Annotated in this window: 10 protein-coding genes and 1 pseudogene; 4 read left to right on the top strand and 7 right to left on the bottom strand. The window is 52.0% G+C overall.

Annotated elements, in window-relative coordinates; all coding sequences use genetic code 11:
- Positions 1-15 precede the first annotated feature (15 nt).
- The 7 genes and pseudogenes from C3451_RS11680 to C3451_RS11650 form a co-directional block, all read right to left on the bottom strand.
- Positions 16-624: pseudogene (locus tag C3451_RS11680) on the bottom strand (ComEC family protein); the annotation flags it as partial.
- 211 nt (positions 625-835) lie between these two features.
- On the bottom strand, positions 836-1,123 hold the full coding sequence (gene ihfB / locus C3451_RS11675) for an integration host factor subunit beta (protein ID WP_003858233.1): 288 nt from the start codon (positions 1,121-1,123) through the stop codon (positions 836-838).
- Positions 1,124-1,293: 170 nt separating this feature from the next.
- A complete protein-coding gene (gene rpsA / locus C3451_RS11670) occupies positions 1,294-2,967 on the bottom strand; it encodes a 30S ribosomal protein S1 (protein WP_003858235.1) in 1,674 nt (557 codons plus the stop codon).
- 111 nt (positions 2,968-3,078) lie between these two features.
- The gene (cmk, locus tag C3451_RS11665) at positions 3,079-3,762 is read right to left on the bottom strand and encodes a (d)CMP kinase (RefSeq protein ID WP_015570968.1); all 684 of its coding nucleotides are present in this window, start codon (positions 3,760-3,762) and stop codon (positions 3,079-3,081) included.
- A 185-nt stretch (positions 3,763-3,947) separates the two neighbouring features.
- The gene (gene aroA, locus C3451_RS11660) at positions 3,948-5,231 is read right to left on the bottom strand and encodes a 3-phosphoshikimate 1-carboxyvinyltransferase (protein WP_045622039.1); all 1,284 of its coding nucleotides are present in this window, start codon (positions 5,229-5,231) and stop codon (positions 3,948-3,950) included.
- Positions 5,232-5,299: 68 nt separating this feature from the next.
- Complete coding sequence (gene serC, locus C3451_RS11655) at positions 5,300-6,388, bottom strand: 3-phosphoserine/phosphohydroxythreonine transaminase (protein WP_022647627.1); 1,089 nt, start codon at positions 6,386-6,388, stop codon at positions 5,300-5,302.
- A 162-nt stretch (positions 6,389-6,550) separates the two neighbouring features.
- Complete coding sequence (locus C3451_RS11650; protein WP_023299721.1) at positions 6,551-7,243, bottom strand: DUF421 domain-containing protein; 693 nt, start codon at positions 7,241-7,243, stop codon at positions 6,551-6,553.
- Between the two features lie 127 nt (positions 7,244-7,370).
- Between C3451_RS11650 and ycaO the strand changes: the two genes are divergently transcribed.
- From ycaO to pflA, 4 genes are all read left to right on the top strand, one after another.
- Complete coding sequence (gene ycaO / locus C3451_RS11645; RefSeq protein WP_022647625.1) at positions 7,371-9,131, top strand: 30S ribosomal protein S12 methylthiotransferase accessory factor YcaO; 1,761 nt, start codon at positions 7,371-7,373, stop codon at positions 9,129-9,131.
- A 405-nt stretch (positions 9,132-9,536) separates the two neighbouring features.
- Positions 9,537-10,394 (top strand): formate transporter FocA, encoded by an 858-nt coding sequence (gene focA / locus C3451_RS11640; RefSeq protein ID WP_017384832.1) that lies wholly within the window; start codon positions 9,537-9,539, stop codon positions 10,392-10,394.
- A gap of 51 nt (positions 10,395-10,445) precedes the next feature.
- Positions 10,446-12,728 (top strand): formate C-acetyltransferase, encoded by a 2,283-nt coding sequence (pflB, locus tag C3451_RS11635; RefSeq protein WP_022647624.1) that lies wholly within the window; start codon positions 10,446-10,448, stop codon positions 12,726-12,728.
- 203 nt (positions 12,729-12,931) lie between these two features.
- On the top strand, positions 12,932-13,672 hold the full coding sequence (pflA, locus tag C3451_RS11630; protein WP_003858250.1) for a pyruvate formate lyase 1-activating protein: 741 nt from the start codon (positions 12,932-12,934) through the stop codon (positions 13,670-13,672).
- Positions 13,673-13,686: the final 14 nt, after the last annotated feature.

Raw genomic sequence — 13,686 nt, 5'->3', positions numbered from 1 at the left:
TGTGGATCAGGACAGGCCCACCCCCAGCCCCAGGATCACGGGCCCCCACTGATATGCTGAAAGCGTATTCTGTAGTGATGTCAGGTATTGCGAACGCAGGCTACAGCGTGCGTCGACAATCTCCGCATGGGTAAACCGTCCGCTCAGCGTCTGGTGTCGGGCAAAGGCGTTTTTCTGCGAATCATAGCCGCCATCGTTGAGCTCTCCGTGTACCGCCCTGAGCCGCAGGGTCATTGCCCAGCGTTGACCCACGCAGACATTTTGAGGCAGGTAGTTGCCGTAGAGTGACACGCCCATGGCAGCCCACACGCGTTCTCCATTGAGGCTGATAATCCTTCCCTGATGCATCGTTGCGCCGTCCGTTGCGGTAATGACCACCTCGGCCTGCTGCGGTGCTTTCGTTAAATGGTTCATCGGCCACACGCTTTCCTGAGCGGCCAGGATCCCCCAGCACATAAAAAGCAATGCGAGTCCTGAAAACCTGAGCCATTTTCTCTTCTGTACGGATAACGCAACTCCTGCGGCAATCAGCAACCAGACAATATGCAAATCTGGCAAAACGGGTAACCAATAGAGCGGGATTATGGCCAGAATGGCGCACATACTGATAACGTGGATCCCCATCTTCACCTCCATGTTTCAGGCGATTATGCGGCGGGACTGATGCGTCGTCAGACAGAAAAGGCGTGATTTACAGCGGGCGCTGCAACGTTTTTAAGCGTTTACAGCAAAGAGAAAATTTAAATGCGGCGCGTATTCAGAAATGCAGGGCGGGATACAAAAAAAGCACCCTAAGGTGCTTTCTTTAAACTCAGTTTAACCCTGATGATTAAACTCAGTTACCGTAAATATTGGCGCGATCGCGCAGTTCTTTACCCGGCTTAAAGTGCGGAACATACTTTCCTTCCAGCTCCACTTTATCGCCAGTCTTCGGGTTACGCCCGGTACGTGGTGCACGATAGTGCAGGGAAAAACTACCGAAACCGCGGATTTCAATGCGCTCGCCCTGGGCAAGAGTGGTAGCCATATGCTCCAGCATCTCTTTAACGGCATCTTCCACAGCCTTGGCAGGGATATGCGGTTGCTGACTGGCAAGTCTTTCAATCAATTCTGACTTGGTCATGATTCCTCCGGTTCCTTTCAAACCCATTAGCTGAACAGCTTATTAAACAAGGGCGGCCGTAGCCGCCCTTTGTTATTGATTACAGGACGAATCCTGCAATCTGTCAAGTCTGCTCTCCATCCTTCGCGCTGTAAATGCGTTACAGCTCAAATGATGGTGCGAACCTGAACTTACTCGCCTTTAGCTGCTTTGAAAGCTTCAGCCATTGCGTTGTTAGAGAAGTTTGCATCTTCCTGTTTGTTCACAGTTGCGATTGCATCTTTCTCATCAGCTTCGTCTTTAGCACGAACAGACAGGCTGATTGCACGGTTCTTACGGTCAACACCGGTGAACTTAGCTTCAACGTCGTCACCAACGCTCAGAACCAGAGTTGCATCTTCAACGCGGTCACGTGAAGCTTCGGAAGCGCGCAGGTAACCTTCAACGCCGTCAGCCAGTTCTACGGTTGCGCCTTTAGCGTCAACAGCAGTCACTTTACCGTTTACGATTGCGCCTTTCTTGTTCAGTGCAACCCAGTTGTTGAACGGATCTTCTGCGAGCTGTTTAACGCCCAGGGAGATACGTTCACGCTCTGCGTCAACCTGCAGAACAACTGCTGCGATTTCGTCGCCTTTTTTGTATTCACGAACTGCTTCTTCGCCTGCAACGTTCCAGGAGATGTCAGACAGGTGAACCAGGCCATCGATGCCGCCGTCCAGGCCGATGAAGATACCGAAGTCAGTGATAGACTTGATTTTACCTTCAACACGGTCGCCCTTGTTGTGGGTTTCCGCGAACTGCTGCCATGGGTTGTTTTTGCACTGCTTCAGGCCCAGGGAGATACGACGACGTTCTTCGTCGATATCCAGAACCATCACTTCCACTACATCACCAACGTTAACAACTTTGGATGGGTGGATGTTTTTGTTGGTCCAGTCCATTTCGGAAACGTGCACCAGGCCTTCAACGCCTTCTTCGATTTCAACGAAGCAGCCGTAGTCGGTCAGGTTGGTAACGCGACCAGTCAGTTTAGTACCTTCTGGGTAACGCTTAGCGATAGCTACCCATGGATCTTCGCCCAGCTGTTTCAGGCCGAGGGATACACGAGTACGCTCGCGGTCGAACTTCAGCACTTTAACAGTGATTTCGTCGCCCACGTTCACGATTTCGCTTGGGTGCTTAACGCGTTTCCACGCCATGTCGGTGATGTGCAGCAGGCCATCAACGCCGCCCAGGTCAACGAATGCGCCGTAGTCAGTGAGGTTCTTAACGATACCTTTGACTTCCATGCCTTCCTGCAGGTTTTCCAGCAGCTGATCGCGTTCTGCGCTGTTTTCGGATTCGATAACGGCACGACGGGAAACAACAACGTTGTTACGCTTCTGGTCCAGCTTGATTACTTTGAACTCAAGCTCTTTGCCTTCGAGGTGCAGGGTGTCACGGACTGGACGAACGTCTACCAGAGAACCTGGCAGGAACGCACGAATACCATTCAGCTCAACAGTGAAGCCACCTTTAACTTTGCCGTTGATAACACCGACCACAGTTTCAGCTTCTTCGTAAGCTTTTTCCAGCGTGATCCATGCTTCGTGACGTTTAGCTTTCTCACGAGACAGCAGGGTTTCGCCGAAGCCGTCTTCTACTGCGTCCAGAGCAACGTCAACTTCGTCACCTACCTGGATTTCCAGCTCGCCCTGGGCGTTTTTGAACTGCTCAGCCGGGATGGCGGACTCAGATTTCAGACCGGCGTCAACCAGTACTACGTCTTTGTCGATAGCAACAACAACACCGCGAACGATGGAACCCGGACGGGTTTCGATTTCTTTTAAGGATTCTTCAAACAGTTGAGCAAAAGATTCAGTCATGTTTAATCTTCAGGTTAATATTAACGTCCACCTGGCTCCGTGCCGGATGGGGTTGTTTCACATACCCGCCGTCAATCCATTGCAGCGGGGGTACTGCTAAATCGGTCGCGATTACGCGAGTGCCAGTTTTTGGCGCGCATATTGTAGCGCTTTTTCAATCACTTGCTCAATAGTTAAACTGGTCGAATCCAGCACTAATGCGTCTTGCGCGGGAACAAGTGGTGCGACGGCGCGGTTACGATCGCGATCATCGCGCTCTTTTATCTCGGATAAAAGGCGATCAAAGTTAACACTAAACCCCTTTTCCTGCAACTGAAGCATGCGGCGTTGAGCACGTTCTTCCGAAGAGGCGTCAAGGAAAATTTTCACTGGCGCATCAGGGAATACCACGGTTCCCATGTCGCGGCCGTCGGCGATCAGCCCCGGCGCTTCGCGGAAACCGCGCTGGCGACGTAACAGCGCTTCACGAACGCGTGGGAAAGCCGCCACCTGAGAGGCCGCATTGGCCACTTCCTGCGTACGGATTTCACCGCTGACATCTTCCCCTTCCAGGATCACTTCAAGGTTGCCATCAGTAGAGACAAAGCGCACATCCAGATGTGCAGCCAGCGGTACCAGCGCTTCTTCAGACGCAACATCTACATGATGATGCAGCGCAGCCAGCGCCAGCACGCGATAGATTGCTCCCGAATCTAAAAGATGCCATTGCAATGCTTCCGCCATCGCTTTGCACAGAGTACCTTTCCCTGCGCCACTTGGCCCATCAATGGTGATTACCGGGGCAATTGCCGTCATCTTTTTCTCCTTAATTAAGGCATACCGTTTACATGAACGCCGCGCATTATACGCGCCAACGTGCGCAACTGTTACCTTTGCGTGCAAATTACGGAATGATTGAAGCAGAGTGTAGAAGAAATGAAAGAGGATGACTGTCAGAAAGCGTAAGGAAATGCCGCATCAGGAGATGCGGCATACGATCGTCAGGCCAGGGTGCTAATGCGCGCCAGCTGTTCGAAGTAGTCCGGGAAGGTTTTCGCCGTGCACTTCGGGTCAAGGATGGTGACTGGCGTATCTGACAGCGCCACCAGCGAGAAACACATCGCCATGCGGTGATCGTTGTAGGTGCCAATTTCTGCAAATTGCAGTTTTGCCGGCGGCGTGACGCGAATGTAGTCTTCGCCCTCTTCTACCACCGCCCCCACTTTACGCAGCTCGGTTGCCATTGCGAACAGGCGGTCAGTCTCTTTTACGCGCCAGTTATAGATGTTACGCAGCGTGGTGGTGCCTTTCGCAAACAGCGCAGCGGTGGCGATGGTCATTGCCGCGTCAGGAATATGGTTCATGTCCATGTCGATGGCGTTCAGCTCACCGTGCGTACAGGAGATGAAGTCATCGCCCCAGGTCACAACCGCGCCCATTTTTTCCAGCACGTCGGCAAAACGAATATCGCCCTGCACGCTGTTGCGACCAATACCCGTCACTTTTACCGTACCGCCTTTAATCGCGCCTGCGGCAAGGAAATAGGAGGCGGATGAAGCATCGCCTTCAACCAGGTAGTGACCCGGAGACTGATACTGTTGGCCACCGCGAACCACGAAGCGTTGGTATGACTGGTTTTCCACCTCAACACCAAAGGTTTTCATCAGGTGCAGCGTGATATCAATGTACGGCTTAGAGACCAGATCGCCTTTAATGCTAATCACGGTATCATTTGGAGCCAGCGGTGCGGTCATCAGCAGTGCCGTCAGGAACTGGCTGGAGACGCTACCATCAACCTCAACATTACCGCCAGTGAAACCACCGCGCAGACGCAGTGGCGGGTAATTTTCTTGCTCAAGATAATCAATCTGCGCGCCGCCCTGACGCAGGGCATCGACCAGGTGGCCGATCGGACGCTCTTTCATGCGCGGCTCGCCGGTCAGCACAATATCGTTGCTCCCAAGACACAGCGCAGCGGCCAGAGGACGCATCGCCGTACCAGCGTTACCCAGGAAAAGCTCCAGCGCTTCAGCGGAATGTAATGCGCCGCCGTTACCGGTGACTTCACAACGGGTACGATCGTCTGACAGCGCGTGCTGAACGCCCAACGCTTTCAGTGCATTGAGCATATGGCGCACGTCATCGCTGTCCAGCAGGTTGGAAAGGACGGTGGTGCCGTTTGCCAGAGCTGCCAGCAGCAGAGCGCGGTTCGAGACACTTTTTGAACCAGGCAGATTAATGGTGCCATCTACCCGCGCGATAGGTTGTAACGTCAGGGATTCCATGAAACTTAACTCTCAACTCAACATAATAAAAACCCCGCAGGAACGCTGCGGGGGTGAAAAACAGCCAATTAACCGTGACGACGTTCGAAGTCGATCATGAAATCAGTCAGGGCTTTAACGCCTTCCAGCGGCATCGCGTTATAGATAGAGGCACGCATACCGCCTACCACACGGTGACCTTTCAGCGCATGCAGACCCGCCGCGAAGGACTCTTCCAGGAACACGTTATCCAGGTTGTTGTCCGCCAGCTGGAACGGCACGTTCATGCGCGAACGGTTAGTTTTGGCGACATCGTTACGGTAGAAATCGCTCTTGTCGATCACGCCGTACAGCAGTTCAGCTTTTTGCTGATTGATCTTGTCCATCTGCGCCACGCCGCCTTTTTGCTTCAGCCATTTGAAGACCAGGCCGGAGAGATACCAGGCGAACGTTGGTGGAGTGTTGAACATGGAATCGTTGTCGTTCAGGACGGTGTAATCCAGAATTGACGGGCAAGACTTATGGGCTTTCCCCAGCAGGTCTTCACGCACGATAACGATAGTCAGACCCGCAGGACCGATGTTTTTCTGGGCACCCGCGTAGATGACGCCGTAGCGGCTGACGTCCAGCGGCGTGGACAGAATGGTGGAGGAGAAGTCCGCCGTCACAATGACATTTTCGCCAAAGTCTGGCTCTTCGTGAATAGCGATACCGTCGATGGTTTCGTTCGGGCAGTAATGAAGATACGCGGCGTTGTCAGAAAGCTGCCACTCACTCATCGGCTTCACGGCGCGCATACCGTCAACGGTCACTTTGGCATCGATAACGTTCGGCGTGCAATATTTGTGCGCTTCTTTTACCGCACTGGCCGCCCAGTAGCCGGCATCAACGTAATCAGCGGTGGATTTGTCGCCCAGCAGATTGAGCGGAATACCCGCAAACTGACCGCGTCCACCGCCGTGACAGAACAATACTTTGTAGTTCGAGGGAATGTTCAGCAGATCGCGAAAATCCTTTTCTGCCTCTTCCGCCACCTGAATAAACGCTTTACCCCGGTGGCTAACTTCCATCACCGACGTACCCAGACCGTTCCAGTCACACAGCTCCTGTTGAGCCTGTTTGAGCACGTCTGCCGGTAACATTGCCGGACCTGAACTGAAATTAAAGACTTGAGCCATTTCCCCTCACCACGCTAAAAGCCATAAGTTATAACTGTGGATATCGGTTTTATCATTCAGTGACACGCGCCGCAATGTCTAAAACTTATGGCCGAAGAAATGTGCCCCTCGTCACACAAAACAATCTGCCGTACCGTTGTCGCAAAACCGACAAAATCGCTGTCAGGTAATGCGTTTAGCCCGGCTAACCTTCGTCCATTCTGGATTTGTACAGCGAGGGCATAATTGATGATCGCCCGCCTGCATGACCACCACATGGCTGCATTTTATGCAGGCATACTGGCCCGCATCAGGGACGGTTTTGTATCGCTCGATAAGCATATCCGGCAGTATGCACAGGCCGGGCTTGACCTCATCGTCAGGATAGTAATAAACGCTGATTTGACCGTTCGTTTCCATAATCGCCAGACGCACCTGCCCCAGTTGTTCAACGCTGCTTATACGTAGCTCCATAAAGAACTCAAACTCCGTCATATTGGCGCTTTGCACATTCTCCCAGGCCAGTTGACCATCTTCGACAATCACCACCGGTTTTCCTTCGAACAGATCTTCCAGTTTTTCACTTTTCGACATCAGCCACATGACCAGCCGGTACAGCAGCGCAAGCGTCACGAAGACGATAAAAACCGGCACCATCGGCACATCGTCATAAAAGGCAACGTCCCCTGCCGCCGAACCCAGCGTCAGGATAATCAGCACTTCAAACAGTGACATCTGCCGCACGCCGCGACGTCCGGTGATTTTCAGAAACAGGAAGACGAGTACAAAGGTGTACAGGCTACGCAACGCCACTTCGCCTAAAAACTCAGGTGGGACTTTATCAAACGCCATCCGCTGGAGATCAAATGCTTTCATTTTTTTATGCCTTAACAGTAGGTTACTGCTTATAAGCATAGCCCAGCCATTTATTTTCGCCGGAGATAGCACCCGTCACGCAAAACCCGTATCATTGCGCGCTTTACGTACGATAAAAGTGAACGCCATGACTCAAACGTTTATCCCCGGCAAAGACGCCGCTCTGGAAGATTCCATCGCTCGCTTCCAGCAGAAACTGACCGACCTGGGCTTTAATATCGAAGAAGCCTCCTGGCTGAATCCGGTGCCTCACGTCTGGTCCGTGCATATTCGCGACAAAGACTGTGCGCTGTGCTTTACCAACGGCAAAGGCGCGACCAAAAAAGCGGCACTGGCCTCTGCGCTGGGTGAGTATTTTGAGCGTCTGTCCACCAACTATTTCTTCGCCGACTTCTGGCTGGGTGAAACGATTGCCAACGGCCCGTTCGTTCACTACCCGAACGAAAAATGGTTCCCGCTACCCGAAGACGACGAACTGCCGGAAGGCATTCTCGATGCCCGCCTGCGCGCGTTCTACGATCCGGAAAACGAACTGACCGCCAGCATGCTGATCGACCTGCAATCCGGCAATGAGGATCGTGGTATCTGCGCCCTGCCGTTCACCCGTCAGTCTGACGAGCAGACCGTTTACATTCCAATGAACATCGTTGGCAATCTGTATGTGTCTAACGGTATGTCTGCCGGTAACACCCGTAACGAAGCGCGTGTACAGGGGTTGTCTGAAGTTTTCGAGCGTCACATCAAAAACCGTATTATTGCTGAATCCATCAGTCTGCCGGAGATCCCGGCTGACGTGCTGGCGCGCTACCCGGGCGTGGTGGAATCCATCGCCAAACTGGAAGCGGAAGGTTTCCCAATCTTTGCTTATGACGGCTCTCTGGGCGGCAAATATCCGGTTATCTGCGTGGTACTGTTTAACCCGGCAAATGGCACCTGCTTCGCCTCTTTCGGCGCGCACCCGGACTTCGGCGTGGCGCTGGAGCGTACCGTGACCGAACTGCTGCAAGGTCGTAGCCTGAAAGATCTCGACGTATTCACCCCGCCAACCTTTGATGATGAAGAAGTCGCCGAGCACACCAACCTCGAAACGCACTTCATCGACTCCAGCGGTTTGATCTCCTGGGATATGTTCAAACAGGACGCGGACTATCCGTTCGTGGACTGGAGCTTTGCCGGTACGACGGAAGAAGAGTTCGCCACCCTGATGGCGATCTTCAACGCGGAAGATCAGGAAGTCTATATTGCCGACTATGAACACCTCGGCGTTTATGCGTGCCGTATTATTGTGCCGGGTATGTCGGACATCTATCCGGCAGAAGATCTGTGGCTGGCGAACAACAGCATGGGCGCGCATCTGCGTGAAACCCTGCTGGCCCTGCCGGGCAGCGAGTGGGATAAAGAAGATTATCTGAACCTGATCGCCCAACTGGACGAAGAAGGACACGATGATTTCACCCGCGTACGCGAACTGCTGGGTCTGGCAACCGGAAAAGATAACGGCTGGTACACGCTGCGCATCGGCGAGCTAAAAGCGATGCTGGCGCTGGCGGGCGGCGATCTGGATCAGGCTTTGGCCTGGACCGAGTGGACGATGGAGTTTAACCAGTCCGTCTTCTCCGCCGAGCGCACTAACTATTACCGTTGCCTGCAAACGCTGCTCTTGCTTTCTCAGGAAGACGACCGCGAGCCATTGCAGTATCTGAACGCCTTCGTCCGCATGTACGGTGCAGATGCCGTTGAGGCTGCCAGCGCGGCGCTGAGCGGTGAAGAACCGTTCTATGGCCTGCAAGCGGTTGACAGCGATCTGAAAGCCTTCCCGGCGCATCAGTCGCTGCTGAATGCGTATGAAAAATTGCAGAAGGCTAAAGCCGCTTACTGGTCAAAATAAGCGCATATAACATTAATGGCTGTAGGCGTATTCAATCGCCTGAGCTATATTACGGGGCAATTTCATTGCCCCTTTTTTTTATTTTTCCGCAATGACGTTTAATTGTAATAATTAAGTTAACTACGGGTAAATATAAAAACGCTTACCTGGGCTTTACTGTTACTAATTCTAATTAATACTCCATTTTAATTAACTGTTCCACGGGAGGCTGAAGGAAAAAATTCAACTCTTTTCATAACTTTTAAAATTTATTTTTATAAGGATAATCAAATACTTACTCCGCTTTTGCTGTAAAACCATACACACTGCGGGCCTATAAGCCAGGCGAGATATGATCTATATCAATTTCTCTTCTATAATGCTTTGTTAGTATCTCGTCGCCGACTTAATAAAGAGAGAGTTAGTGTGAAAGCTGACAACCCTTTTGATCTATTACTCCCCGCTGCGATGGCGAAAGTTGCCGAAGAAGCGGGTGTCTACAAAGCAACGAAACATCCGATGACGACGTTCTTTCTGGCCATTACGGCTGGGGTGTTCATCTCCATCGCTTTCGTCTTCTATATCACAGCCACCACCGGCACTGCCGGGATGCCTTTCGGCATAGCGAAACTGATTGGTGGTATTTGCTTCTCACTGGGCCTGATCCTCTGCGTCATCTGCGGCGCCGACCTCTTCACCTCAACGGTGCTGATTGTTGTGGCAAAAGCCAGCGGAAGAATTACCTGGGGTCAACTGGGGCGCAACTGGCTCAACGTCTACGTTGGCAACCTGATTGGCTGTCTGCTCTTTGTTCTGTTGATGTGGCTTTCTGGCGAGTACATGACCGCCAACGGCGGCTGGGGGCTTAACGTCCTGCAAACCGCCGACCACAAAATGCACCATACATTTATCGAAGCCGTTGCTCTCGGCATCCTTGCAAACCTGATGGTCTGCCTGGCGGTCTGGATGAGCTACTCTGGTCGTAGCCTGATGGATAAAGCCATGATTATGGTTCTGCCGGTTGCGATGTTTGTTGCCAGCGGCTTTGAGCACAGTATTGCGAATATGTTCATGATCCCGATGGGGATTGTTATCCGCAACTTTGCAAGCCCGGAGTTCTGGACTGCTGTTGGTTCAACCCCGGAAAGTTTTTCACACCTGACTATTATGAATTTCATTACTGATAACCTGATCCCCGTCACTATCGGGAACATTATCGGTGGGGGTCTGTTAGTTGGGTTGACATACTGGGTCATTTACCTGCGTGGCGGCGATCATCATTAATGGTTGTCTCAGGCAGTAAATAAAAAATCCACTTAAGAAGGTAGGTGTTACATGTCCGAGCTTAATGAAAAGTTAGCCACAGCCTGGGAAGGTTTTACGAAAGGTGACTGGCAGAATGAAGTCAACGTCCGTGACTTCATTCAGAAAAACTATACCCCGTATGAAGGTGACGAATCCTTCCTGGCTGGTGCAACTGACGCAACCACCAAGCTGTGGGACAGCGTAATGGAAGGCGTTAAACTGGAAAACCGCACTCACGCGCCAGTTGATTTTGACACCTCCGTTGCTTCTACCATCACTTCTCACGATGCTGGCTACATCAACAAAGCCCTTGAGAAAATCGTTGGTCTCCAGACTGAAGCACCACTGAAACGCGCAATCATCCCGTTCGGTGGCATTAAAATGGTTGAAGGTTCCTGCAAAGCGTATAACCGCGAGCTGGACCCAATGCTGAAAAAAATCTTCACCGAATACCGTAAAACCCATAACCAGGGTGTATTCGATGTTTACACCAAAGACATTCTGAACTGCCGTAAATCTGGCGTTCTGACCGGTCTGCCAGATGCCTATGGCCGTGGCCGTATCATCGGTGACTACCGTCGCGTTGCGCTGTACGGTATCGACTTCCTGATGAAAGACAAATACGCGCAGTTCGTCTCTCTCCAGTCTGACCTGGAAAACGGCGTAAACCTGGAAGCGACTATCCGTCTGCGTGAAGAGATTGCTGAACAGCACCGTGCGCTGGGTCAGATCAAAGAGATGGCGGCTAAATACGGCTGTGATATCTCTGGTCCTGCAACCAACGCTCAGGAAGCTATTCAGTGGACCTACTTCGGCTACCTGGCCGCGGTTAAGTCTCAGAACGGTGCAGCAATGTCCTTCGGCCGCGTGTCCACCTTCCTGGATGCGTATATCGAACGCGATATCAAAGCAGGCAAAATCACCGAGCAAGACGCTCAGGAAATGATTGACCACCTGGTCATGAAACTGCGTATGGTTCGTTTCCTGCGTACTCCAGAATATGATGAGCTGTTCTCTGGTGACCCAATCTGGGCAACCGAATCTATCGGCGGTATGGGCGTAGATGGCCGTACGCTGGTAACCAAAAACAGCTTCCGCTTCCTGAACACCCTGTACACCATGGGTCCTTCTCCGGAGCCGAACATCACCGTTCTGTGGTCTGAAAAACTGCCACTGAACTTCAAGAAATTCGCCGCTAAAGTGTCCATCGACACCTCTTCTCTGCAATACGAGAACGATGACCTGATGCGTCCGGACTTCAACAACGACGACTACGCTATCGCGTGCTGCGTAAGCCCAATGGTTGTTGGTAAGCAAATGCAGTTCTTCGGTGCGCGTGCAAACCTGGCGAAAACCATGCTGTACGCAATCAACGGCGGCGTTGACGAAAAACTGAAAATGCAGGTTGGTCCTAAGTCTGAACCGATCAAAGGCGACCTTCTGAACTTCGACGAAGTGATGGAGCGCATGGATCACTTCATGGACTGGCTGGCTAAGCAGTATGTCACTGCGCTGAACGTCATCCACTACATGCACGACAAGTACAGCTACGAAGCCTCTCTGATGGCGCTGCACGACCGTGACGTCGTTCGCACCATGGCGTGTGGTATCGCAGGTCTGTCCGTTGCGGCTGACTCCCTGTCTGCAATCAAATATGCGAAAGTTAAACCAATTCGTGACGAAGATGGTCTGGCTATCGACTTCGAAATCGAAGGCGAATATCCGCAGTTTGGTAACAACGACGCTCGCGTTGATGACATGGCGGTTGACCTGGTAGAACGTTTCATGAAGAAAATTCAGAAACTCACTACCTATCGTAACGCTATCCCGACTCAGTCTGTTCTGACCATCACCTCTAACGTTGTGTATGGTAAGAAAACCGGTAACACCCCAGACGGTCGTCGTGCTGGCGCGCCATTCGGCCCAGGTGCTAACCCAATGCACGGTCGTGACCAGAAAGGTGCGGTTGCCTCTCTGACCTCCGTTGCTAAACTGCCGTTTGCATACGCGAAAGATGGTATCTCTTACACCTTCTCTATCGTGCCAAACGCTCTGGGTAAAGACGACGAAGTGCGTAAAACTAACCTCGCGGGTCTGATGGATGGTTACTTCCACCACGAAGCGTCCATTGAAGGTGGTCAGCACCTGAACGTGAACGTGATGAACCGTGAAATGCTGCTCGACGCGATGGAACATCCTGAGAAGTATCCTCAGCTGACCATCCGCGTATCTGGCTACGCAGTACGTTTTAACTCCCTGACGAAAGAACAGCAGCAGGACGTTATCACCCGTACTTTCACTCAGTCCATGTAAGTGGAATTGACTGAAATCACGCGTTAAAAAGCGTACAATAAAGGCTCCACGCAAGTGGGGCCTTTTTAACACCCTCGCTTCATCAGTCTCTTTTGTCCGCTATCTATACTTAATGGATAACAGCCAAAACAGACTCGACATAGCCTTTGAGCTGTGCATCTACATAGGCCCCCGGATGGGCCAAATTCGGAGATATCACCGCAATGTCAATTATTGGTCGCATTCACTCCTTTGAATCCTGTGGCACCGTCGATGGCCCGGGGATCCGCTTTATCACTTTCTTCCAGGGCTGCCTGATGCGCTGCCTGTACTGCCATAACCGTGACACCTGGGACACCCATGGCGGCAAAGAAGTCACCGTTGAAGATCTGATGAAAGAGGTGGTGACCTATCGCCACTTCATGAACGCGTCCGGCGGTGGCGTGACGGCATCCGGCGGTGAAGCCATTCTTCAGGCTGAATTTGTGCGCGACTGGTTCCGCGCCTGCCATAAAGAAGGTATTCATACCTGCCTCGACACCAACGGCTTTGTGCGCCGTTACGATCCGGTTATTGATGAACTGCTAGAAGTGACCGATCTGGTGATGCTCGATCTCAAGCAGATGAATGATGAGATCCACCAGAATCTGGTTGGCGTCTCAAACCACCGTACGCTGGAATTTGCCAAATACATTGCCAACAAAGGCGTCAAGACCTGGATCCGCTACGTGGTGGTACCGGGCTGGTCAGATGATGATGATTCTGCACATCGTCTGGGCGAATTTACCCGGGATATGGGTAACGTGGAGAAAATTGAACTCCTGCCCTATCACGAGCTGGGTAAACACAAATGGGTGGCAATGGGTGAAGAGTACAAGCTCGATGGCGTGAAGCCGCCGAAAAAAGAGACGATGGAGCGCGTCAAAGGTATTCTTGAGCAGTATGGCCACAAGGTCATGTATTAACGAAAAGGCCCGGT

Origin of the sequence: Enterobacter sp. 301B (assembly GCF_003850715.1) — a bacterium.
GTDB lineage: Bacteria > Pseudomonadota > Gammaproteobacteria > Enterobacterales > Enterobacteriaceae > Enterobacter > Enterobacter intestinihominis.
Note: the sequence above shows the minus strand (reverse complement) of the source record. Positions and strands in the feature narration are given on the sequence as shown.